Below are 23310 nucleotides of genomic sequence, written 5' to 3'. Positions count from 1 at the left end.
CCCCCGCCCCGCGCTCGGTGCCGCCGGCCCGCCGCCGCCCGGCTACTCGGCCTTGATGGCCTCCAGCATGTTCAGCCGGGCCGCCCGCCGGGCCGGCCACAGCGCGGCGAGCAGGCCCACCACCGCCGCGATCGACAGGAACACCCCGATCCGGTCCCAGGGCAGCGCCATCGCGTAGCTCGGCAGTTCGGGCCTGATCAGCCCGCCGACGGCCCAGGCGAGGAACACCCCGAGGCCCGTGCCGAGGACCGCGCCGAACAGCGAGATCAGCAGGGACTCCAGCCGGATCATCCGCTTGACCGCACCCCGGTCCAGGCCGATCGCCCGCAGCATGCCGATCTCGTGCTTGCGCTCGAAGACCGACATCGCCAGCGTGTTGATCACTCCCAGCACCGCGACCAGCACCGCCATCGCGAGCAGCCCGTAGAGGATGTTCAGCAGCAGGTCGATGGTGGAGCTGAGCTCCCGGGAGACGTCCGCCTTGTCCTGCACCTTGATGACCGGGTTCTCACCGAGCGCCTTCACCAGCGCGTCCCGGTTGGCCTCGTCGGCGCCGCCGGCCATCTTCACCAGCACCCGCATGTCCCCGGCCTTCGGGGTGTGCGGGGTGACCGTGGCGTTGTCCATGATCACGCCGCTGATGAGGTCGCCGCCCCGGTAGACGCCGCCGATCGTCAGCCGCCCCTTGGTGCCGTCGTCGTAGCGCACCGGCAGGCTCTGCCCGGTGTGCCAGCCGCGCCGCTTCATCGTGTCGGAGTCCACGACCATCGAGGAGCCGCGCACCGCCGCCACGGAGCCCTGCGTGAAGTCCAGCGTCAGCAGCCGCTCGATCTGGGGCGCGTCGACGCCGGTGACCCACTCGTCCTCGCCGCCGAGTTCGGTGTGCGCGTCGCGCACCGAACTGGAGACGGTGACCGAGCCGAGGCCCGCGACCCGCTCGGCCACCTCGGGGGAGAGGTTCCGCCCGGTGGCCATCGTGACCTGGTAGTCGGACTTCAGGTGGGCGGCCGCCAGCTCGTCCACGGTGGTCTTGACGGAGATGGCCACCACCGTGAGGGCGGTGATCAGGGTGAGCCCGATCATCAGCGCCGAGGCGGTGGCGGCGGTCCGCCGCGGGTTGCGCACCGAGTTCTGCCGGGCGAGCTTGCCCGTGACGCCGAAGGGACGCAGCAGCGGTCCGGCCGCGGCGACCACCGGCCGGGACAGCAGCGGGGTCAGGACGAAGACGCCGATCAGCAGCAGTGCGGCACCGCCGCCCAGCACCATGTTGCCGTTGTCCTTCATCCCCGAGCCGGCCAGCACCAGGACGACACCGGCCGCCGACAGCAGCGCACCGAGGGTGTTGCGCAGGAGCAGGCCCTTGACCGTGGCCGGGGCGTGCACGCTGTTCATCGCCGCGACCGGCGGGATCTTGGCGGCGCGGCGGGCCGGCAGCCACGCGGCGAGCATGGTGACGCCCACGCCGACCGCGAGCGCCGCTCCCGCCGTGCCCGGCTCCACGGCCAGGGCGCCGTCGGGCAGTTCCGCCCCGGCGGAGCCGAGCACCGCCCGCATCACGGCCGCGATGCCGATGCCCACCAGGAACCCGGTCACACCGGCCACCACGCCCACGACGAGGGCCTCGGCCAGCACCGACCGCGTGACCTGCCGGCGGCTGGCGCCGACCGCTCGCAGCAGTGCCAGCTCCTTGGTGCGCTGCGCGACCAGCATCGTGAAGGTGTTGGCGATGATGAAGATGCCGACGAAGAGCGCGATGCCGGCGAAGCTGAGCAGCGTGGTGTTGAAGCTGCCGAGGTCGGAGGCGATCTGCCGCGCCTCGTCGTCCGCCAGCTTCCGGCCGGTGGTCGCGGAGGCGTCCTTGGCGTAGTGCGGCAGCAGCTTCTCGATCTCGGCCCTCAGCGTGGCCTGCGCCGTGCCGGGGGCCGCCTTGACGTCGATCTCCTCGTACGTGCCCGGCTTGCCGAAGAGCTTCTGGGCGGTGGCGGTGTCGAAGAGCACCAGGCTGCCGCCCGCGGCGACGTTCCCGTCGTCGGTGGTGAAGACGCCGGTCACCTTCTGCGCCATCACCGGTCCGTCGATGGACATCCGGACGGTGTCGCCGACGGTGTAGCCCGTCCGCTCGGCGGTCCTGGAGTCCAGCGCGATCTCGGAGGAGCCGCGCGGGGCGCGGCCCTCACGTATCGGATAGCGGTCCGCTCCGGTGTAGTTGCCGCCGCGGGTGGACCAGCCGTCGCCGACCAGCCGGCCCTGCTTGTCGGCGACCGCGGTGAAGCCGGTGACGGTCGCGGTGGTGGACTCGGCGCCGGGCAGCCGGCCGATCTCGTCCACCAGCCGCTGGGGGAGCGGATGGTCGGGGTCGCCGTAGGTGACGGCGACCGACACATCGGCATAGCTCCTGGCCGAGGCCTTGCGGAGGGCGTTGCCGATGGTGTCGGTGAACACCAGGGTGCCGGAGACGAAGGACACGCCGAGCATCACGGCGAGCACGGTCATCAGCAGTCTGGCCTTGTGCGCGAGGACGTTGCGCAGGGCGGTACGGAACATGGCGGGCGTGGTCTCCCGGTGGTCTCGGTGGCGGCGGACGGTCAGCTCGTACGGGGCTTGGCGTCGCCAGGGGTGCGGTCGGAACCGCCGGGGAGGTTCCGCATACGCTCCAGCACCGTGTCCGCGGTCGGGCCGTGCAGTTCGTCGACGATGCGGCCGTCGGCCAGGAAGACGACGCGGTCGGCGTAGGAGGCCGCGACCGGGTCGTGGGTGACCATGACGACCGTCTGGCCCAGCTCCCGCACGGAGTTGCGGAGGAAGCCCAGGATCTCCGCGCCCGCGCGGGAGTCCAGGTTGCCGGTCGGCTCGTCCGCGAAGATGATCTCCGGACGGCTCGCCAGCGCCCGTGCGACCGCCACGCGCTGCTGCTGCCCGCCGGACAGCTGCGACGGCCGGTGCTTGAGCCGTCCGGCCAGGCCCACCGTCTCCACGACCCGGTCCAGCCACTCCTGGTCGGGCTTGCGGCCGGCGATGTCCATCGGCAGCGTGATGTTCTCGGCGGCGGTGAGCGTCGGCAGCAGGTTGAACGCCTGGAAGATGAAGCCGATCTTGTCCCGGCGCAGCTTGGTCAGCTGCTTGTCCTTCAGCGAGGCCAGTTCGGTGTCGCCGATCCGCGCCGAGCCCGCCGAGACCGTGTCCAGCCCCGCCATGCAGTGCATCAGCGTGGACTTGCCCGAGCCCGAGGGGCCCATGATCGCGGTGAACTCACCGCTGCGGAACTCCACGGAGACCGCGTCGAGCGCGACCACGCGGGTCTCGCCCTCGCCGTACACCTTGCTCAGATCGGTGGCCCGTGCGGCCGTGGCCGTGGCAGTCGGGGGTGCGGTGGTGGTGGTCACGGCAGGCTGCTCCTGTCGGGAAACGCTGGGGGAGTTCGGACTCCGTCCATCGTCCCGGCGCGAACGGCCGCCGTAATCCGTCCCTGACCTGGTTCCGGGGGCAGTCCCGAGAGGTACCCGGGGACCCCCGGGTCATACCAGGGGATGACGGCCACCCCGAGGTGCCGCTCTGGGGCGGAAGCTATTTCGCGTCATATGCAGGGGGCGCCGGTCACGCCGGACATCGCCCCGGGCCTGTGGTTTCGGTGCGCCGCAAGTGACATGACGATCCGTCAGGGAGCAATGGAATCAGACAACATGACGAATCCGGGGCCGCTCCCCACCCACCTTCCCGGATAGGCTCCCTCCTGCGCTCTCGCGCCGCCTTGCCCGGATGGTGGAATGCAGACACGGCGAGCTTAAACCTCGCTGCCCCTTGCGGGCGTACCGGTTCGAGTCCGGTTCCGGGCACCACTTCTCTCAGCGGTGCCGGCCTGCGGAACCGACGGGAAAGCTCCGAGTCGTGCTCACGGCGGGTGCTTGAAGAGCACCAGCAGCCCGAATCCGTACCAGCCTGCGAAGACCGCGCCGCATCCGTACAGGCATGCCTGCACGGTGCGGGGCAGCCGGGCGATGGGCCGCACGACCAGGAGCAGCAGAAGGGGCAGGAACGGCAGGAGGAAGCGGGGCTTGGACAACGGCGCGCCCGGTGTGCTGAACATCAGCTCCCAGGCCCCGGCGAGTGCCAGGACCAGGGGCCACGGCACCCGGCGGTCCAGGGCCAGCGCGAGTACACCCACGGCCACGACGAGGATCATCGTCAGCACGAGCGGGTAGCGGATGTCCGTGGCCTGATAGGTGATCAGTTCCCGCAGGAACCGCAGCGTGCCCAGGCCGAAGTCGAACTGCTGGTCCCAGGCCTTCTCCGCGAGGAACCAGCCGTCGAGGCGGCCGATTCGGCTGCCCAGGTACAGCCAGCTGAAGACGAGCCCGAGCGGCGCGACGCCGATGGCCACCCAGGGCCGCCATCCGCCCCGGCGCAGCGTCAGGGCCCTGACGGCGCCGATGGCCACCACCGCCACCAGCACGGTGGAGGTCGGCCGTACGGTCCCGGCCAGCGCGCACAGAGCGCCCGCCCACATCCAGCGGCGCGCGACGACCGCGATCAGCGTCCACATCAGGAAAGCGGTGAAGGCGGCTTCGGAGTAGGGCACCCACAGGGCGAACGCGTACGGAGAGCACGCCCACAGCCCCACACAGGCGTATCCCGCGCGGCGCCCGAACAGCGACCCGGCCAGTGTGTGCACCCCGGCCGCGGCGATTGCCGCCATGGACCAGGAGACCACCAGGCCGGCGTACGGAAAGGGCAGGAAGGTCACCAGGTGCACCGCGCGGATCAAGGCGGGCACCATCGGGAAGAACGCGAGGGCGCTGGGCTCGGGCAGCCCGTCCGGGCCGTACTCCAGGTGGCCCGGATAACCGTGCTCGGCGATGTGCAGATACCGCGCGCTGTCCCACCGCGTCAGCACTTCCGTGACGTGGTGGCCGCGGAAGTGGCTGATCGCCATCAGCAGACCGAAACCGACCAGGGCCACGGCCGTGTAGATCCCGGCCGCCGTCAGGGCCTCGCGACGGTCGAAGGACACCGTCACCGGTTCCCGCCGCAACCGGGCCGCCCAAGTCATCGGCACTGCCGCGCCGTTGGTGTCGGCCCCCGCCGAGCGGGAGCCGCCGTCACCGGCGCGGCGCCGAGGGGACGGCAGGAGGTTGACCACGGGGCACTCCGAGTCGGCGGGCGTAGGGATGTGGAAGTCCTTCACGAGAGCGCATGCGGCACCGTGGTGGTGCGGAGCGATCTCCGGCATCGGGCGCCGACACTACCCACAGGTGCGACCGGTCGTTTGTCCGGGTCGCACGCACCACGCCGTCCACCCGCCGGGCGTCGGCGTCCCGACGGCGCCGGCGGATTCGGTGCCCTTCGGGTTCCGCTTGCCGAGCGCGAACGAGCCCCTGTTCAGGAGGTGGCGGTTCGAGTGCGGTTCCGGGCATCGGCATCGGCATCCGACGCGGCTGTGGTCTCGCCGTGCGGAGGCGGGAGCAGGCCGCGAAGGACGAGACCGGAGAGCGCGTCGGCCATGGCGTCCCTGTCCTGGTTCGCGACCGGTGAGGCGGCGGGGTTCAGCCGGTCCGCGATCGGGTCCTGGGCCAGGGTCAGCGCGGGACCGGTGATGGCGAAGTACAGGATGTGCGTCGGCACACGGGGTATGCGCCCGGCCGCCATGAGGTTGTCGACCGTGGGCTCGATGCTGTCCCAGAACGGCTTGACGAACCGCTGGTGGAGGTGGTCCAGGCGGCTGGAGTCGCGAGTCGACTCGTCCGTGATCAGCCGGTTCAGCTCCGAGGCGTTCGCGGCCAGCCGGTAGAGCCGGACGACCACGTTCCTCAGCCGTTCGCCGTCGTCGCGGGACGCCGCCAGCAGCCGGTCCAGCCCGGACTGGACGTCCCGCAGCGCGAAGTCCACCACGGCGACCCAGAAGTTCCCCTTCGAGCCGTAACGGTCGTTGATGAAGTTGTGGCTGACGTCGAGCCGCCGGGCCAGTTCGCGCATCGTGGTGGCGGCGTATCCGAGTTCGGCGAAGGTGGCCAGCCCCCGTCGAAGGATCTCGTCCTCGTTCAGCAGGACGGGGCCGTACTTGCCGCGCGGCGGCCGCGGCGCCTGGGCCGTTCGCATCGGCTGCGTTGCCGGCGTTTCTTCGGTCACTGCGGCATCGCTCCTTCGGCGCCGGTCCATCGACCGGCGGCCCGGCCGTCGGTCGGCGTCCGCCAGCTGGCGCTGAGGCGGGCGGGCGGTGCGTGGTCCAGTCTTCCATGCCCATTGCGGCCCAAAACGGCCGAGTGTGTTCCTGTCCGGGAATCGCTTGACGCTTGTCAGGCTCGGATGCATGCTTGACGAGTCAAGTTCATGCTTGACACGTCAATCACATGCGATGCCGTCGATCATCGCCTCGTCCCAGCAGGAGTGCCCTGTGATCTCCCGGAAGGCCCGTACGGCCGCCTCCGCCCCCACCTCCGGTTCCACGCCGCCGGCACGCCGCAAGAGGGCGACCGGCGTCGTCACCGGTCTTGCCCTCGCCGCCACTCTGGCCGTCGTGGCCGTCCCGGCCGCGGCGCAGGGCCGGGGACCGGACGGCGCTCCGTCCGGGCACTCGTCCCCCCGTCACCACTACCTGTCGCCGCTCCAGGTCACCTCGGCGTACTACAACAGCTACAACGGCGACCTGGCCGCCGCCTTCGACCGCTACATCTCCAGGGACCTGGTGCTCCACGGCTTCAACGGACCCGAGAGCCGCGAGGACTGGATCAAGGGTGACCTCGGCATCAAGGCGGGCCTGACCGGCTTCAGGATGACCGTGCTGGACCAGATCGTGGAGGGCGACAAGGTCGTCACGCGCTGGAGCTTCGGGGGCGTCCACACCGGGACGATCTTCGGGATCCCCGCGTCGGGCCGCAGGGTCGAGCTCAGCGGCATCTCCATCGACCGGGTCATCCACGGCCAGTCCGTCGAGCACTGGTCGGAGGGCAACTTCGGCAGGTTCCTGGACGAGCTCAGCGGTAAAACCGCCGCCGGCGCCGCCACCCCCGGCGCCGAGTAGCGCCGCCCCGGCGCCCCGGCGCCATCCGCGTCACGGCCGAGTCCCCGTCAACACGCTCCAACACCCCCGTCGGAGCATCCGCAACGGAGCAGGAGAATTCCCATGGCAACGCTTGAGCAGAAGGTCGTGCTGATCACCGGCACCGGAGGAGGCATGGGCCGCGTCGCGGCGCTGATCTTCGCGAGAGAGGGCGCGAAGGTCATCGGGTGCGACATCCAGGCGGATGCCAACGACGAGACGGTCGAACTCGTCCGTCGTGCGGGCGGCGAGATGACGGGCATCGCGCCGGTCGATCTCACCGACCCGGAGCAGGTGCGGCGGTTCGTGGAGGACGCCGTCGCCGCCTATGGCGGGCTCGACGTGGTCTACAACAACGCGGCCGCGATGCGGTTCGGCTCGATGCCCGACTTCTCCGTCGGCGACTGGCGGGCCACCGTGGCCGGTGAACTCGACATCCCCTTCTTCGTGTCGAAGTTCGCCTGGCCGCACCTGGTCCGGCGCGGTGGCGGCGTCATCATCAACGTCGCGTCCATGGCCGGCATGATCGCGGGCGAGAACCCCCCGATGGTCGGGCACACCGCGGCGAACGCCGGAGTCATCGGCATGACGCGGCAGCTCGCGCTCGAAGGGGCCGCCCACGGGATCCGCGCGGTGGCGATCAGCCCCGGGCCCGTCGGGACCCCGGCCAGTGAGCGCGACCTCGCCGGCAACCAGGCCGCCCGGGACGCCATCATCGGCAAGACGCTGCTCAAGCGCTTCGCCCGGCCCGAGGAGATCGTCGAACTGGCGGCCTTCCTCGCCTCGGACCGGGCCGCGTACATCACGGGCGCCAACTACCCGGTGGACGGCGGCGCGAGCGCCTGGTGACGCCCGCGGATCTCGCCGGCGCCGCGATCGACACATCCGTGCGTGTTTGGTGATGAAATGTGCTCCGGGTGTGGGAAGTTGACCGACTTCGAGCGCAACCATGCGCGGTATGCGGATGTCTGAACGGATGTCCCGGGGCGGCCGCGGGGCCGCCCCGGGACATCCGGGGCAGGACAGACGACGATCGAGCGCCAGGGGGCGGTGCCGCAGGCGCGGACGGAGGGCCCGAACGACCGTGGACACGCAGGACGGCCGTCACATCGACCCCGCGGACCAGTGGGTCCTCGATCCGGAGACCGGTACGTACCGGCTGCGGCTGGACCCCGAGGGCCCCCCGGCCGCCACGGTGCCGCCGCAGGGCGGCCGGAGAGCGCGCCGCGAGGCGCAGCGCTCCGCGCCGGACCCGGACCCGGCCCCGTCGGCGGGAGGCCGTCGCCGCGCTGGGGCGAGACCGTCCCGGAAGGCCGGAAGGTCCACGAGGCGGAAGGTCCTGATGTGGACCGCGGGCACGCTCGGGTTCATGGTGCTCGCGGGCAGCGCCGGCGCCTACCTCCTGTACCGGCACTTCGACAGCAACATCACCACCGTGGACGTCGGCACGGCGGCCAACAAGCACGCCCCCACCAGCCATGACGCGGTGAACATCCTGGTCATCGGCACCGACAGCCGGGTGGGCCTCGCGGGGAAGTACGGGGACGCCGACAATGTCGGCCACGCCGACACCACGCTCCTGGTGCACGTGGCGAAGGACCGGTCCAACGCGACCGTCATGAGCATCCCGCGCGACATGATCGTCGGCATCCCGGACTGCCCCACCAAGCAGAAGGACGGGTCCACCAAGACGATCCCCGGCACCGCCAAGGCCAGCTTCAGCCCGCGCTTCAACGAGAGCCTCGGCCAGCAGGGCCGCGACCCGGGCTGCACGATGCGGACGGTCACGGAGATCACCGGCCTGCCGATCGACCACTTCATGATGGTCGACTTCGAGGCCGTGAAGACCCTGTCCACGGCCGTCGGCGGGGTCCCGATCTGCCTCACCCACGCCATCGACGACACCGATTCCAAGGGGCAGGGCTCCCACCTGCACCTGGACGCGGGACCGCACAAGGTCGAGGGCGAGCAGGCCCTGCAGTTCGTCAGGACCCGCCACTCGCTGAAGAGCGGCAGCGACCTGGACCGCATAAAGCTCCAGCAGCAGTTCCTGGGCTCGATGATCCGCCAGATGAAGTCGAGCGACACACTCACCGACGCGGGCAAGCTCTTCAAGCTGGCGAACGCCGCCACCAAGGCGCTCACGGTGGACACCGGCATCGGCGGCGTCTCGAAACTCACCGGAATGGCCAGGGACCTGAGCCGGGTCGACCCCAAGCACATCACCTTCACGACGCTGCCGGTCAAGGACAACCCGGCCGAGATCAAGTACCACGCGACGGTCGTTGTGGACGAGACCAGGGCGCCGCAGGTCTTCGCGGCGATCAAGAACGACGTCTCGCTGACCGGGGCGCCCAAGAAGAAGCCCGCGGCCGCCGACGCCAAGCTGCGCGGCGCGAAGGCGGATCCGTCGCAGGTCCGGGTCGCCGTCTACAACGGGGGCGGCCCGCAGGGCGCCGCGCGGACGACCGCGGAGTGGCTGGGGAGCACCAAGGGCGTCGGCCACTCCACCAACGGCGGCAACGCGCCCGACGGGAAGCAGCACGACCGGACGACCCTGGTCTACGGTCCCGACCAGGCCGGCCAGGCCCGGGCCCTGGCCGCGATGATGGGCCTGCCCGCCTCCGCACTGCGTCCCGGAACGGACGAGGCGGGCCCCGGCGCGGACATGACGCTCACCCTCGGCGCCGACTACCGGGGCGCGGGCATCCCGCTCGCCGACCCGGACAAGCCCCCGGCCGACATCCAGACGGCTCAGGCCGACAAGAAGGAGTGCGTCGGCTGAGCCCGGCGGGATCGCCGCCGGTCCCGGGAACGGCCGAATACCGGGCAACCCGGTTGCCGTCACCTATCGTGAATCACCCTATAACCGGACCAATATCCCCGGGGTGATGCATGGTGACTGTCCACCGGTGGGGTCCGTCATGACCCCCGTGCTCGACGCCGTGCGGACCCTCGCCGCCGCGGGGGATCCCGATCAGCTCCTGCCGGCCCGTCAGCAGATGGCCTTCACCCTGGGCTTCCACATCATCCTGGTGCCCTTCGGTGTCGCGCTCACCACGCTGATGCTCGTCGCCAACCACCGCGGGTTGCGCCACGGCGACCGGGACGCGCTGCTCCTGGCCCGCCGCTGGTCCAAGGTGGCCGCGGTGCTGTTCGCCGTGGGGGCGATCACCGGCACCGTGCTCTCCTTCGAACTCGGCATCCTGTGGCCCGGCTTGATGGGCCGGTACGGCGCGGCGTTCGGCTTCCCCTTCGCGATCGAGGGACTCTTCTTCTTCCTCGAGGCGATCTTCGTGTCGATCTACATCTACGGCTGGGACCGGATGCCGCCCTGGGCGCACTTCTGGACCGGCGTCCCGGTGGCGCTGTCGAGCATCGGCGGCGCGGCGGCCGTCATCGCCGCGAACAGCTGGATGAACCAGCCCGGCGGGTTCACGCTGCGGGACGGCCGGGTGGTCGCCGTCCGTCCGGCCGAGGTCTTCTTCAACGGGGCCTTCTGGTGGGAGATGCTCCACATGCTGCTCGCCGCCTACATCGTGGCCGGCTTCGGGGTGGCGAGCGTCTACGCGGTGGGCATGCTGCGCGGCCGGACCTCCCACTACCACCGGCTGGGGTTCCTCATCGGCTTCGTCACCGCGGCCGTCGTCCTGCCCTTCCAGATGATCGTCGGGGACACGATCGCCCGGTACGTCTTCGAGGCGGAACCAGCGAAGTTCGCCGCGATCGAACTCCTGCCGTCCACCGGCACCCACGTCCCCGAGACCCTCGGCGGCATCCTCGTCGACGGCGAGGTCCGCTACGGCATCCCCCTGCCCGACGTGGCCTCCCTGCTGGCGGGTTTCCGGCCCTCCACGAAGATCTCCGGGCTGGAGGCCATCCCGCCGGCCGTGCGCCCCTCCGACCAGGCCGTCAGCACCGTGCACCTGGCCTTCGACGTCATGGTCGGCCTGTCCTCCCTCCTGATGCTGCTGGTCCTGTGGTTCGCCTGGCTGTGGTGGCGGCACCGCAGCGTCGACGGCCGGCGCTGGTTCCTGCGGTGCTGCGCCGTCAGTGGCCTGGCCGCCGTGGCGTGCCTGGAGACCGGGTGGATCGTCACGGAGCTGGGCCGTCAGCCCTGGACGGTCGTCGGATACCTGCTCACCCGGGACGCGGTCACCACCCAGGGGAACATCTGGCCGTTCTTCGGCGCCGTCCTCGTCATCTACGTGGCCGTCGGGGCGAGCGCCGTGGGAGTGCTGCTGTCGATGAAGCGCCGCTGGCAGGCCGAGGGCGACGACACGGTGGACGTCCCCTACGGACCCGGCTCCGGCCCGGACCGCGCGGGCGTACGCGTCGGATCGGGGCAGTGATGCCCGAACTCGTCGCCGTCTTCCTGTTCATCGGTGTCATCGCCTACGCCCTGCTCGCCGGCGCCGACTTCGGGGCCGGCTTCTGGGACCTCACGGCGGGCGGCGCCGACCGGGGCAGGCAGCCGCGCCATCTGATCGACACCTCGCTCGGCCCGGTGTGGGAGGCCAACCACACCTGGCTCGTGTACTGCCTGGTGTTCCTCTGGTCGGGCTTCCCCACGGCTTTCACCGCCATCACCACGACCCTCTATCTGCCGCTGGGCCTCGCCGCGCTCGGCATCGTCCTGCGCGGCGCGGGGTTCGCCTTCCGCAAGGCCTCTTTGCGCACCCCCGAACAGCGCGTGTACGGGGCCGCCTTCGCCCTGTCGTCCCTGCTGGCCCCGTACTGCTTCGGCTCCATCGCCGGAGGCATCGCCTCCGGCCGGGTGCCCACCGGCGGCAACGGGAACGCGATCACGAGCTGGCTCAACCCCACCTCCGTCCTCGGCGGCGTCCTGGCCGTCCTGGTCTGCGCCTACCTGGCCGCCGTCTACCTCCACGTCGCCGCCGGGCGGCAGCACGAGCCCGGCCTGGCACGGTACTTCCGCGACCGGGCCCTGATCGCGGGTCTGCTGACCGGAGCCGTCAGCATCGCGGGGATCTTCGTGCTCCGGCACGACGCCCCCCGGCTGTTCCACCAGCTCAGCCACCTCGCACTGCCGCTGGTCCTGGCCGCCGCCCTCTGCGGCGTGGCCGGCATGGTCATGCTGCGCGGCACCAGGACCTCGGGCCTGCGGGCGCTGGCCGCCGCCGCGGTCGCCCTGATCGTCCTGGGCTGGGGCGTCGCCCAGTACCCCTATCTCCTCGGCACCCACCTGGAGATCCCCGAAGCGGCGGCGCCGCAGGCCACGCTGTGGGTGACGGTCGGTGTGGCCATCGTCGCGGGGCTGCTGATCCTTCCCTCCCTCGTACTGCTCTTCCGCCTGGCCGGCCGCGGCCGGCTCATCCCCGCCGACCACGCCTCCGGGGACCGCCCGGGCCCATGAACCGCCCCACCCCGGGTATGCGCCGGGCAACGCGGGGGCAAAGCCCCGGTGGCCGCCGCGGCCGGGGAAACCGCCCGCCCGTGCCCCTGACGCGCCCCGTGGACTGCGCGCACCCGTACGCGGTCCCGGCCGGGCAGGGGCCTGCTCCGCCCCTGCGCGGGATGTGCGGCCGGCGCGGCGCCGATTCCGCTCTCGCGTGACCTGTCCGGACAAGTAGGTGCCTGCGTCTTCACTTCTCCCTGGAGATCTCGTTGCGTACTGGTCATCTGCTCTTGGTCAACCTCCCCCCGAAGGCTCCTATGGTCGCGGTCAAGTAATGGGCAAGAACTACAACGGAGGACGTTGTGTCCCTGGATGCTCGTAGGGCTCGGCGGTTCGCCGCTCCCGCAGCCGCTGCCATAGCCGCTGCGGTCGTGACGATGGTGGTCAACCCGACGCTGGGCGCTTCCGCCTCGGCGCCGCAGACGGCGAAGGCCAAGACCCCGACCGCCAAGAACGTCATCTTCATCAACGGCGACGGCATGGGCGCGGCCATGCGCCAGGCCGCCCGCCTGCACTTCACGGGCCTGAACGGCCAGCTCGCCATGGACAAGCTCCCCGTCTCGGGCCAGCTGACCACCGAGCCGGACGACCCGAAGGCCGTCGTCACCGACTCGGCCGCCGCGGCGACCGCGTGGGCGACGGGCGAGAAGACCTACAACGGCGCGATCAGCGTCGACGTGGACGGCAACCCGCTGGCCACCCTCGGCCAGCAGGCCAAGGCGGCCGGCAAGGCCACCGGCCTGGTCACCACCGCGCAGGTCACCGACGCCTCGCCGGCGGCGTTCTTCTCGAACACCGCCAACCGTTCGGCGCAGGACGAGATCGCGCGCCAGTACATCGAGGTCAGCAAGCCCGACGTCATCCTGGGCGGTGGCGAGGACTGGTGGCTGCCCGCGGGCAACGCCGGCGCGTTCAAGGACCAGCCCGCCGAGGACCCGTCCGAGGCGAGCAAGGGCACCAAGGGCGACCTCATCAAGAAGGCCCAGAAGGCCGGTTACTCCTACGTCTCCAGCGCGGACCAGCTCAGCCGCGCCAAGGGCGGCAAGCTGCTCGGCCTCTTCGCCAACGAGGAGATGTTCCAGCAGCGTCCCGAGGGCCAGGGCGATGTGTACAGCCCGGTGGTCGGTCTCTCGACCATGACCAGCAAGGCCCTGAGCACGCTGGACAAGAGCAAGAAGGGCTTCTTCCTCATGGTCGAGGAGGAGGGCACCGACGAGTTCGCGCACTCCAACAACGCCACCCGCACCCTGCAGTCCATGCAGGAGCTGGAGAAGGCCGTGGCCGTGGCCCGTGCGTACGTCGCCACCCACTCCGACACCCTGCTGGTCATCACCGGCGACCACGAGACCGGCGGCCTGGCCGTCGAGGAGTCGGACGCCGCCGACGAGTCCGGCACCGGCATCTCCACCGAGGACGGTCCGTTCACCATCCGCGGCAGCGAGAAGAGCTTCTACATCGACTGGACCACCTCCGGTCACACCGGTGTGGACGTGCCCGTCACCGCGGCCGGCCCGCTGTCCGACCGCTTCACCGGCAAGCACGCCAACACCTACGTCTACGACGTGCTGCGCCAGGCCCTGACGCGCCGCTGAGTGACGCGCTGACGGTCTGACGCGCTGACGGCCGACACCGCCGGCACGCTGACGCCGGCAACGGAGCCCCGGGGCGATCTCGCCCCGGGGCTCCGCTGTCGTCACGGCGCGTGATTCACCCGCATGGCCCATTCCCGCAGGCGGCATCCGCGTTAAGAACGGAAGAAGATCCTCCTTGAGGACTAGACCGCCCGCTTTGCCATGCCATTACTCTGGGTGCGAAGCCGTATCGCGCGGCCATGGAGGAGTGACAGATGAGGAGCAGCAACCCGGTCTTCTCCCGGCGGGGGTTCTCCCGTGGGGAGGGCTACGCGGGCTTCGGCGGCGCCCAGCCGCAGACGCAGGGCAGCCCGTACGCGGGCGGAAATCCCTACGCCGGGACCAACCCCTACGACACGACGACCTACCAGGCCCCGCCCACCGCCCCGGCGCAGACCGGGCGGATGACGATGGACGACGTCGTCTCCAAGACGGCGATCACCCTGGGCACGGTCGTGGTCGGCGCGCTGCTGGCGTGGTTCATCCTGCCGGTCAGCCCCACCAGCTACGCCCTCGCGATCGGCGCCGGCGTGGTGGCTCTGGTCCTCTACATGATCCAGATCTTCAAGCGCCAGCCGGTCCCGGGCCTCATCCTGGGCTACGCGGCGTTCGAGGGCATCGCGCTCGGCATCATCAGCGAGATGTACAACACGGCCTGGAGCGGCGCCCCCGTGCAGGCGGTACTCGGCACCATGGCGGTCTTCGCGGGCATGCTGGTGGCGTACCGCACCCGGCTGATCCGGGTCACGCGGCGGTACTACCGCATCGGTATGGGGATCGCCATCGGCTTCTTCATCCTGATCGTCATCAACCTGATCGCCTCCGCGATCGGCGGCGGTGACGGGCTGGGCCTGCGCAGCGGCGGCCTCGGCATCGCGGTCGGCATCATCGGCGTGCTGCTCGGCGCCTTCTTCCTCTCGCTCAACTTCAAGGAGATCGAGGACGGCGTGCGCTACGGCGCCCCGGCCAACGAGGCGTGGTGGGCGGCCTTCGGCCTGACCCTCTCGCTCATCTGGATCTACCTGGAGCTGCTGCGCCTCATCGCCATCCTGCGCGGCGACGACTAGCCGAGCGGACATTCAACGGGCCCCGGAGGCAGTGCCTTTCGGGGCCCGTTCGCATGCGCGGGGGAGGTCGCTAACCGAGTCTCCGGGCGGCGCGCCTCAGGTCGTACTCGTGGACGATCGCCTTGGCGTGTCCGTAGGACAGGTCGTGCTCGCTTCGGAGCCAGCTGACTTTCTCGTCGAAGCGGAGGAAAGCGGGCCCGTCGTCGACCGTGCGAAGCCATTCGCCGATCTCGCGGCCGGTGCAATTCGGGATGTGGGAGAGCAGGTTCCGGTGGGTCTCTTCAGAGAAGGTCTGGGACATCGGCGCCTCCGGTATGCGTTCCGGTCACCCCACCGTGCCTGAGGCTTCCCCCGATGGCAACAGTGCAACGCGCTCGGTTCTGTGTACGCACCGGCTCGGTTCTGTGTACGCACCGGTAGGCTCGCGGCCGTGCTGGACTGTACGACGCTTCGTGAGGCCGCCGGAATCCTGGCCGGGCGCTACCGCTCCCTGCCCCAGAGCAGGCTGCGCGGTGAGGCGGCGACGGCGGGGCTCGCGCTGGCCCGGGAGCTGGCCGCGCGGGCGCAGCAGATCGAGTTCCCCGGGCGGGAGCCGCTGCTGGTGCCGGACGACGGCATCTTCGTCATCGGGGACCAGATCGCGGTGGCCGCCCACGAGCTGGCCGCGGCCCTGGAGCCGCACCCGGAGCTGGCCCATGTGCGCGACGAGGCCGTGTCCCGGATCCGGGACACGGCCTCGCGCAGCGGTCTGTAGGCGGGTGCGGCGCCGCGGGCTCTGATGACCTCGCCGCTTGCGCCGCTCGTGCCGCTTCCGGCGGTCAGAGGGAGGCGACCACCCGGTCGGCCAGGACGTACACCGACTCCTCGCCGAAGGTGAAGGTGAGCGCGTAGCCGCCGGCCACCGCGGAGCCGCCCAGCAGGACCGGGGACTCGCCGCGGTCCAGGGCCTCGCAGAGCCGGTCCGCGGTCTCGCGGTCGCCCGGGGTCATGCAGAGCGTGGTGCCGTCGGCGAAGACGTACACGTCCAGCGTGCCGAGCGGGCCGGGCCGTACGTCGGCCAGCGGCATCCGCAGGTCGGCGAGTTCGCCGAGGCGCTCGGCGGTCTGCTCCTGGTTGGCCACGACCGGGGCCGGGGCGGCGAAGTCCGGGTCGGAGGGGTGCCGGAAGGGCACCGGGCCGACGGGGCCGGACTCCAGGCCGGTCAGGTCCGCCTGCCGGGGCAGGAACGGGCCGTACGGCAGGACCTCGTAGTCCGCCCCCGCGGCGCCCGTGCCGAAACCGCTGCCGCCGAAGATCTGGACGTCGAGCTGGGCGTCGGCGACGGCGTCTCCCGCCTCGCCGGTGCCGTAGGCCAGGGGTGCCTCCTGCGCGGCCCAGAAGGCCCGCGCCTCGGCGAGCTCCCGCTCGCGCTCGTCGGCGAGGGCGTCCGCGACAGCGGTCCGTATGGCCTCGACGCCGGGCGTCTCCGTGGCCGTGCGCGCGGCCGGCACGGCGGCGTGTGCGGCGGTGGCCGCCGCCAGGTCCGCGCGCAGGGCGGCGACGTCACGACGAACGCCACGCGTGGCGAACAGCGCGGCGGAGCCGGCGGCCACGGCGGTTGCCGCACCCGTCAGCAGGACGAGGAACATGGCGCTCACTGGCGTACTCCCGACTGTGCTTTCCCGAGCCTGGCCCCCTGTACCCACCACTGTGCACTCAAATCCATGGCCTCTGCAGTGCGGAACGTCACGATATGGCCGGGTCCAAAGTCTCGGGCCGGCCGAGTGGTGCACCCCTGACCTGGGCAAACGACCGCCCCCGGGAGAAGGTCACATCCCGGGGGCGGTTAGATTGCGACTTAGGACACGCGCGCGGGCGTTACGACAGGCGTTCGATGACCATGGCCATGCCCTGGCCGCCGCCGACGCACATCGTCTCCAGGCCGAACTGCTTGTCGTGCCACTGCAGCGAGTTGATCAGCGTGGTGGTGATCCGGGCCCCGGTCATGCCGAAGGGGTGGCCGACCGCGATCGCGCCGCCGTTGACGTTGAGGCGGTCGATGTCGATGCCCAGGCCCTGGTAGGAGGGGATGACCTGTGCGGCGAAGGCCTCGTTGATCTCGACCAGGTCGATGTCGCCGATGGTCATCCCGGCCCGCTTCAGCGCCTGGCGGGAGGCCTCGACGGGGCCGTAGCCCATGATCTCCGGGGACAGGCCGGACACGCCGGTGGACACCACGCGGGCGAGCGGGGTGATGCCGAGCTCGCGGGCCTTGGTGTCGCTCATGACGACCAGCGCGGCCGCGCCGTCGTTCAGCGGGCAGCAGTTGCCGGCGGTGACGGTGCCGTCGGGCCGGAAGACCGGCTTCAGGCCCTGCACGCCCTCCAGGGTGACGCCGGCGCGCGGGCCGTCGTCCTTGGAGACCACGGTGCCGTCGGGCAGCGTCACGGGCGTGATCTCGCGCTCCCAGAAGCCCTTCTCGATGGCCACCTCGGCCAGGTTCTGCGAGCGCACGCCGAACTCGTCCTGCTCGGCGCGGCTGATGCCCTTCAGCGCCGCCAGGTTCTCCGCGGTCTGGCCCATCGCGATGTAGGCGTCCGGGACGAGCCCGTCCTCGCGCGGGTCGTGCCACTCGCCGCCGCCCTGCTCGGCGCGGGCCGCCGTGCGGGCCTCGGCCTCGCCGAAGAGCGGGTTGTGCGTGCCGGGCATGCCGTCGGAGCTGCCCTTGATGAAGCGGGACACCGTCTCGACACCCGCGGAGATGAAGACGTCGCCCTCGCCCGCCTTGATGGCGTGCAGCGCCATCCGGGTCGTCTGCAGCGAGGAGGAGCAGTAGCGCGTGACGGTGCAGCCCGGGAGGTGGTCCATGCCCATCTGCACGGCCACGATCCGGCCCAGGTTGTGGCCCTGCTCGCCGCCGGGCAGACCGCAGCCCAGCATCAGGTCGTCGATGTCCCGCGGGTCCAGCTGCGGGACCCTGGCCAGCGCCGCCTGGATGATGGTGGCGGTGAGGTCGTCGGGGCGCAGGTCCTTCAGGGACCCCTTCATGGCCCGGCCGATGGGGGAGCGGGCGGCAGAGACGATCACGGCTTCGGGCATCGCGACTCCTCGTCGAGGCGGCGTCGGAACGGCTGTTCTCCTGGGGAAGTTACCTGTACGTAGCGCACCCAGTCACCTCCTGTGCGCTGTGACACGGGCCTCTTTCTGAGCGCCCGCTTAGCCTGCGGCGGGCATGGGATGCTGTCCGGGTGAACTCCGAGGACCTGGTACGGCTGCGGCAGGCACGGGACGCGATGGACCGCGACTACGCGGAGCCGCTGGACGTGCCCGCGCTGGCCCGCGGGGCCCTGATGTCCACCGGTCACTTCGCGCGCAGCTTCCGGGCCGCGTTCGGCGAGACGCCGTACAGCTACCTCATGACGCGCCGCATCGAGCGCGCCAAGGCACTGCTGCGGCGCGGCGACCTGTCGGTCACCGAGGTGTGCTTCGCCGTCGGATGTACCTCGCTGGGCTCCTTCAGCTCCCGCTTCACGGAACTGGTCGGCGAGAGCCCGAGCGCGTACCGCGCCCGCGACCACGCGCACGGCGCGGCGATCCCGGCGTGCGTGGCCAAGATGTTCACCCGCCCCGTCAGGAACGGCGCGGCGGGCGGTGCCTCCCGGGCCTAGCGTGAGGCCCATGGACATCACGCTTTCACAGTGCTTCATCGCCGTCGACGACCATGACAAGGCACTCGCCTTCTACCGCGACGTCCTGGGCCTGGAGGTCCGCAACGACGTCTCCTTCGAGGGCATGCGCTGGGTCACCGTCGGCTCACCCGCGCAGCCCGGCGTCAGCATCGTGCTGGAACCGCCGCTCGCCAATCCCAACGCCTCGCCCGCCGACAAGCAGGCGATGGCGGAGCTGATGGCCAAGGGCATGCTCCGCGCCGTCATCTTCTCGACGCCCGACTGCGACGCGACCTTCGAGCGCATCAGCGCGGCGGGCGCCGAAGTCCTCCAGGAGCCGATGGACCAGCCCTACGGCGTCCGCGACTGCGCCTTCCGCGACCCCTCGGGCAACCTGCTGCGCTTCAACCAGCCCCGCTGAGCCACGCCCGGGACGCCCGCGCCCCGGGCGGACGTCAGTTCTGGGCGGCTTCGGCCGCCGCGGCGGCCTCCGCCGCCTCGGCGGCGAGCGTGGGGTCGGTGGTGTCGGGCAGCCGGCGGCGACGGCGGCGCTTGAGGAGCGCCCAGCGGCCGCGGGGGCCGGAGACGCTGCCGGAGACGGCGGCGACCTCGGTGCCGGCCTCGCCTGCCGCCTCGGCGGCGGCCTGGGCGACCGGCATGAAGCCCTCGCCACGGCGGGCGTCGGGCCGCTCGTCCTCCTCGGGCCACAGCCCGAGCGCCGAGCAGAGGGTCGGCAGCATCGCCATGGCGGCGGTCGCGTACCCCTCCGCCGAGGGGTGGTAGTTGTCCGGGCCGAACATCTCGCGCGGCCGCGACTCGAACTCGGGCCCCAGCAGGTCGCCCAGCGACACGGTACGGCCGCCCAGGCCGACCACCGCGATGGTCTGCGCGGCCGCCAGCTGCCGGCTCAGGCGGCGGGCGATCCACCGCAGCGGCTGGTAGACCGGCTCGACCGAGCCGAGGTCGGGACAGGTGCCCACGATCACCTCGACGCCCGCCTCGCGCAGCCGCCCCACCGCGTCGGACAGCATCCGCACCGAGACCGCCAGCGGCATCCGCCGCGTCACGTCGTTCGCGCCGATCATCACCACGCACAGGTCGGGCGGGGGGCCCGCGTCCGGCGCCAGCAGAAGATCGACCTGGCGGGCCAGGTCGTCGGACTTCGCACCGGGGTTGGCCACATTGACCAGCCGCACCGGCCGTTCCGCCACCGCGGCCAGACCGGACGCGAGCAGCGCCCCGACCGTCTGACTGGCCCGGTGGACGCCCTGGCCCGCCGCCGTCGAATCACCCGTGAGGGCGAGCACGATGGGCCGTTCGCTGCTGCTCAGCGCGAAGGCGGCGCCGTAGTGGCCGCCCGCCCGCGGGGGGATGGCGTCCGAGCCGCCGACGACGCGGCGGGCGAGCGCGGCCTCGGTCAGTACCAGGCCGACCGCCGCTCCGCCCAGGAGCCCGATCCCGCCTCCTCCGTACGCGGCGGCCGTCGCGATCCGCCGCGCCACCCTTGCCCTGGACAAGGTCCACCTCCCGTGCCGCGCACGGGCCCCCGTCGGCCCGCGTTCCTTACAACACCTTGTTGCCCCGTCCGATGCCCGGCGCAACCGTCGTTCAGGTCAGGCGCTGCTGCGCGACGAACCAGGCGAGCTGGGTGCGGTTGGCGGTGCCCGTCGACTCCATGAGCGACCTGATCCTGCGCTGCAGCGTGCGCAGGGATATGCCGAGCTGCGAGGCGATCGCCTTGTCGGGCAGCCCCGACATCAGCAGGGAGAGCAGCTGCTCGTCGAGCTCGGGGGAGCCGGGGAACTCCGGGTCCTCCTCCGCGTCGCCCAGCGGGGGCATCCGCAGCGGCGTGCCGCGCAGCCAGCGGTCCTCGAACAGCTCCAGCAGGGCGTCCACCAGCACCGAGGGGTGCAGCAGCAGCAGCCCGGCGGAGGAGACCACCGACCGGTCGCGGCCGCCGGACAGCGGCAGCAGGGCCCGTTCCGCGTCGACGATCATCAGCTTCATGGGCACGGTCGGCGCGGCCCGCGCCAGCTCGCCCGGCTCGACGAAGCCGGGCATGTCGGCGGCGCCCGGATAGACCAGGGCGGTCGTCTCGTACAGCGACCGGTACGCCACCCCGGAGGCCAGCCGCTCCTTCTGCACGAAGTTGCCCTCGGAGGAGACGTACGGCGGCCGCACGAAGGTCAGGACCTCCTTGCGCGCCTCGCGCTGCAGCTGTTCGATGATGTGCTGCTGCTCGGCCTCGCCGTGGACCACCTCGGCGATGCCGCCGGGCATCACCGGTTCGGCCGGTCGTGACGGACGGGCGCTGGCGAGCGCGGTGAGTCGTTCCCGCACGGAGGCGAGGCCGGACTCCACGACGGCCAGACCGCTGAGCGCGGCGGCGTAGTCGGCGGTGTCCGCGCCGGTCCCGGTGCGGTTCGGGTTCCGCTCGGTCATGGCTCACCCCCCGGTGGTACCTGCCCGGTGTCGTAGGTGCGACGTGTCGTGATCGCGCCACGATGTGACTCTACATCCGGACCTACCGGGGCGTACGTAACACCAATGTGAAGCGTGCGGCGGCCGCTTCCGCAGGGAGCGGCCCAGCGCGCGAAAACCGCTTACCCTGGCCTCACAATCTCGGAGAACCCGGAGACAATGGTGCAGTTCCACGACTCGATGATCAGCCTCGTCGGCAACACCCCGCTCGTGAGGCTCAACAGCGTGACCGCAGGGATCCAGGCCACCGTCCTGGCCAAGGTCGAGTACTTCAACCCCGGCGGCTCGGTGAAGGACCGGATCGCGCTGCGCATGATCGAGGCCGCGGAGAAGAGCGGCGAGCTCAAGCCCGGCGGCACGATCGTGGAGCCGACCTCCGGCAACACGGGTGTGGGACTGGCGATCGTGGCCCAGCAGAAGGGCTACAAGTGCGTCTTCGTCTGCCCTGACAAGGTGTCCACCGACAAGATCAACGTACTGCGCGCCTACGGGGCCGAGGTCGTGGTCTGCCCCACCGCCGTGGACCCCGAGCACCCCGACTCGTACTACAACGTCTCCGACCGCCTGGTGCGCGAGATCCCGAACGCCTGGAAGCCGGACCAGTACAGCAACCCCAACAACCCGGCCTCCCACTACCACTCCACCGGCCCCGAGCTGTGGGAGCAGACCGAGGGGCGGATCACGCACTTCGTGGCGGGCGTCGGCACCGGCGGCACCATCTCCGGCACCGGCCGCTATCTGAAGGACGCCTCCGAGGGCGGCGTCAAGGTGATCGGCGCCGACCCCGAGGGCTCCGTCTACAGCGGCGGCAGCGGCCGCCCGTACCTGATCGAGGGCGTCGGTGAGGACTTCTGGCCCACCGCCTACGACCGCACCGTCGCCGACGAGATCGTGGCCGTGTCCGACAAGGACGCCTTCCAGATGACCCGGCGCCTGGCCAAGGAGGAGGGCCTGCTGGTCGGCGGCTCCTGCGGTATGGCGGTCGTCGCCGCGCTGCGGGTGGCCGAGCGGCTCGGCCCGGACGACGTGGTCGTCGTGCTGCTGCCGGACTCCGGCCGCGGCTACCTGTCGAAGATCTTCAACGACGAGTGGATGGCCGACTACGGCTTCCTGGAGGAGGGCACCGGCCAGGCCCGCGTCGCCGACGTCCTGGACCGCAAGGACGGCGGCCTGCCGCACCTGGTGCACATGCACCCCGAGGAGACCGTCGGCCAGGCCATCGAGGTGCTGCGCGAGTACGGCGTCTCGCAGATGCCGATCGTCAAGCCGGGCGCCGGCCACCCCGACGTCATGGCCGCGGAGGTCATCGGCTCCGTCGTGGAGCGCGAGCTGCTGGACGCGCTGTTCACCCAGCGCGCGACCCTCGAGGACCCGCTGGAGCGGCACATGTGCGCGCCGCTGCCGCAGGTCGGCTCCGGTGAGCCGGTCGCCGACCTGATGGCCGTCCTCGGCACCGCCGACGCGGCCGTCGTGCTGGTCGAGGGCAAGCCCACGGGCGTCGTCAGCAGGCAGGACCTGCTCGCGTTCCTGGCCGAGAGCGCGAAGTAGGCCGAGCGGGAGCCGCCCGGGGCGCGCCACGGGGGCGCTCCACGGGGCCGGTTCACGAGGGCGGCGAGGGTTTCGCGGAAGTGGTACATCCGCGTCACGTCCGCGCAGCACGGTCTTAACACGGCTCCGGCAGATTGGTCGGTGTCAGCAGGACGGGCGGGAAGTCCCGGACCGGCCGGCTGACAGCGTGGATGTGGCGCCAAGGACCTCCGGAGCGGCTCCCGGACCTCCATGGTGACCCCAGGACGTGTGGCCAGGCCCTGACCCGGCTCGCGTCCCTCGCGGGGACCGCCGTCGTCCCGCCCCCCGGGCGACCGGGGGTGCGGCGGTCCCCGCGCAATGCGTCGAAGAGCGGCCCGCGTATCAACGCGGGCCGCGCTTATGATAAAGAGACCGCGTGGTCAACGCACAGGTGTTGGCCGCCGGCGAGGGAGCCGGAGGCGCAGTCGCCGAAGAGGGGGCGCTGACCCGCGTGGGGAGTGTG

The 23310-nt window shown here is 71.4% G+C and carries 20 protein-coding genes and 1 tRNA gene; 12 read left to right on the top strand and 9 right to left on the bottom strand.

Annotation, left to right across the window (positions count from 1 at the left end):
• Positions 1 to 42: 42 nt before the first annotated feature.
• Positions 43 to 2544: an ABC transporter permease gene (locus ACFWVC_RS24485; RefSeq protein WP_384289972.1), complete on the bottom strand. Its 2502-nt coding sequence runs from the start codon at positions 2542 to 2544 to the stop codon at positions 43 to 45.
• Positions 2545 to 2585: 41 nt separating this feature from the next.
• On the bottom strand, positions 2586 to 3383 hold the full coding sequence (locus ACFWVC_RS24480) for an ABC transporter ATP-binding protein (protein WP_384289968.1): 798 nt from the start codon (positions 3381 to 3383) through the stop codon (positions 2586 to 2588).
• Positions 3384 to 3750: 367 nt separating this feature from the next.
• On the opposite strand from ACFWVC_RS24480, the gene ACFWVC_RS24475 reads away from it, so the two are divergent.
• Positions 3751 to 3836: transfer RNA gene (locus ACFWVC_RS24475), tRNA-Leu, on the top strand.
• 53 nt (positions 3837 to 3889) lie between these two features.
• Here the strand turns inward: ACFWVC_RS24475 and ACFWVC_RS24470 are convergent.
• Both ACFWVC_RS24470 and ACFWVC_RS24465 read right to left on the bottom strand, forming a co-directional pair.
• A complete protein-coding gene (locus ACFWVC_RS24470; RefSeq protein ID WP_384289965.1) occupies positions 3890 to 5227 on the bottom strand; it encodes a hypothetical protein in 1338 nt (445 codons plus the stop codon).
• A 149-nt stretch (positions 5228 to 5376) separates the two neighbouring features.
• Entirely contained in the window at positions 5377 to 6123 is a 747-nt protein-coding gene (locus ACFWVC_RS24465; protein WP_384289962.1) for a TetR/AcrR family transcriptional regulator, read from the bottom strand.
• Between the two features lie 265 nt (positions 6124 to 6388).
• On the opposite strand from ACFWVC_RS24465, the gene ACFWVC_RS24460 reads away from it, so the two are divergent.
• From ACFWVC_RS24460 to ACFWVC_RS24430, 7 genes are all read left to right on the top strand, one after another.
• Positions 6389 to 7015, top strand: a complete 627-nt coding sequence (locus ACFWVC_RS24460) for an ester cyclase (protein ID WP_384289957.1) — start codon at positions 6389 to 6391, stop codon at positions 7013 to 7015.
• A gap of 102 nt (positions 7016 to 7117) precedes the next feature.
• The gene (locus tag ACFWVC_RS24455) at positions 7118 to 7882 is read left to right on the top strand and encodes an SDR family NAD(P)-dependent oxidoreductase (protein ID WP_384289955.1); all 765 of its coding nucleotides are present in this window, start codon (positions 7118 to 7120) and stop codon (positions 7880 to 7882) included.
• A gap of 235 nt (positions 7883 to 8117) precedes the next feature.
• The gene (locus ACFWVC_RS24450; protein WP_384289953.1) at positions 8118 to 9818 is read left to right on the top strand and encodes an LCP family protein; all 1701 of its coding nucleotides are present in this window, start codon (positions 8118 to 8120) and stop codon (positions 9816 to 9818) included.
• Positions 9819 to 9957: 139 nt separating this feature from the next.
• A complete protein-coding gene (locus ACFWVC_RS24445) occupies positions 9958 to 11385 on the top strand; it encodes a cytochrome ubiquinol oxidase subunit I (RefSeq protein ID WP_384289951.1) in 1428 nt (475 codons plus the stop codon).
• Entirely contained in the window at positions 11385 to 12410 is a 1026-nt protein-coding gene (locus tag ACFWVC_RS24440) for a cytochrome d ubiquinol oxidase subunit II (RefSeq protein ID WP_384289948.1), read from the top strand. The genes ACFWVC_RS24445 and ACFWVC_RS24440 overlap by 1 nt, the downstream gene beginning before the upstream one ends.
• A gap of 419 nt (positions 12411 to 12829) precedes the next feature.
• Positions 12830 to 14044, top strand: coding sequence for an alkaline phosphatase (locus ACFWVC_RS24435; protein WP_384290134.1), 1215 nt, complete (start codon positions 12830 to 12832; stop codon positions 14042 to 14044).
• 254 nt (positions 14045 to 14298) lie between these two features.
• Positions 14299 to 15150, top strand: a complete 852-nt coding sequence (locus ACFWVC_RS24430; protein ID WP_384289946.1) for a Bax inhibitor-1/YccA family protein — start codon at positions 14299 to 14301, stop codon at positions 15148 to 15150.
• Between the two features lie 70 nt (positions 15151 to 15220).
• Here the strand turns inward: ACFWVC_RS24430 and ACFWVC_RS24425 are convergent, their stop codons facing one another.
• Positions 15221 to 15451 (bottom strand): DUF4287 domain-containing protein, encoded by a 231-nt coding sequence (locus ACFWVC_RS24425; protein WP_384289941.1) that lies wholly within the window; start codon positions 15449 to 15451, stop codon positions 15221 to 15223.
• Positions 15452 to 15580: 129 nt separating this feature from the next.
• Here ACFWVC_RS24425 and ACFWVC_RS24420 point away from each other — a divergent pair, with 129 nt between their 5' ends.
• Positions 15581 to 15904: a hypothetical protein gene (locus tag ACFWVC_RS24420; RefSeq protein ID WP_384289936.1), complete on the top strand. Its 324-nt coding sequence runs from the start codon at positions 15581 to 15583 to the stop codon at positions 15902 to 15904.
• Positions 15905 to 15968: 64 nt separating this feature from the next.
• On the opposite strand, the gene ACFWVC_RS24415 is transcribed toward ACFWVC_RS24420, so the two are convergent.
• Positions 15969 to 16778 (bottom strand): hypothetical protein, encoded by an 810-nt coding sequence (locus ACFWVC_RS24415; protein ID WP_384290132.1) that lies wholly within the window; start codon positions 16776 to 16778, stop codon positions 15969 to 15971.
• A gap of 229 nt (positions 16779 to 17007) precedes the next feature.
• A complete protein-coding gene (locus tag ACFWVC_RS24410; protein ID WP_384289931.1) occupies positions 17008 to 18228 on the bottom strand; it encodes an acetyl-CoA C-acetyltransferase in 1221 nt (406 codons plus the stop codon).
• Between the two features lie 149 nt (positions 18229 to 18377).
• Here ACFWVC_RS24410 and ACFWVC_RS24405 point away from each other — a divergent pair, with 149 nt between their 5' ends.
• Both ACFWVC_RS24405 and ACFWVC_RS24400 read left to right on the top strand, forming a co-directional pair.
• Positions 18378 to 18797 (top strand): helix-turn-helix domain-containing protein, encoded by a 420-nt coding sequence (locus tag ACFWVC_RS24405; RefSeq protein ID WP_384289926.1) that lies wholly within the window; start codon positions 18378 to 18380, stop codon positions 18795 to 18797.
• A 10-nt stretch (positions 18798 to 18807) separates the two neighbouring features.
• Positions 18808 to 19218 carry a VOC family protein gene (locus ACFWVC_RS24400; protein WP_384289921.1) on the top strand — a complete coding sequence of 137 codons (411 nt, stop codon included), beginning with the start codon at positions 18808 to 18810 and terminating at the stop codon, positions 19216 to 19218.
• A 34-nt stretch (positions 19219 to 19252) separates the two neighbouring features.
• On the opposite strand, the gene ACFWVC_RS24395 is transcribed toward ACFWVC_RS24400, so the two are convergent.
• Positions 19253 to 20299 carry an SGNH/GDSL hydrolase family protein gene (locus ACFWVC_RS24395; RefSeq protein ID WP_384290130.1) on the bottom strand — a complete coding sequence of 349 codons (1047 nt, stop codon included), beginning with the start codon at positions 20297 to 20299 and terminating at the stop codon, positions 19253 to 19255.
• A gap of 106 nt (positions 20300 to 20405) precedes the next feature.
• The gene (locus ACFWVC_RS24390; RefSeq protein ID WP_384289917.1) at positions 20406 to 21239 is read right to left on the bottom strand and encodes a LuxR C-terminal-related transcriptional regulator; all 834 of its coding nucleotides are present in this window, start codon (positions 21237 to 21239) and stop codon (positions 20406 to 20408) included.
• 201 nt (positions 21240 to 21440) lie between these two features.
• Between ACFWVC_RS24390 and ACFWVC_RS24385 the strand changes: the two genes are divergently transcribed.
• On the top strand, positions 21441 to 22826 hold the full coding sequence (locus ACFWVC_RS24385) for a cystathionine beta-synthase (RefSeq protein WP_384290127.1): 1386 nt from the start codon (positions 21441 to 21443) through the stop codon (positions 22824 to 22826).
• The last annotated feature ends 484 nt before the right edge of the window (positions 22827 to 23310 follow it).

Origin of the sequence: Streptomyces sp. NPDC058691 (assembly GCF_042714775.1) — a bacterium.
GTDB lineage: Bacteria > Actinomycetota > Actinomycetes > Streptomycetales > Streptomycetaceae > Actinacidiphila.
The sequence above is the reverse complement of the archived record's forward strand: the minus strand, read 5'-3'. Positions and strand labels throughout refer to the sequence as shown.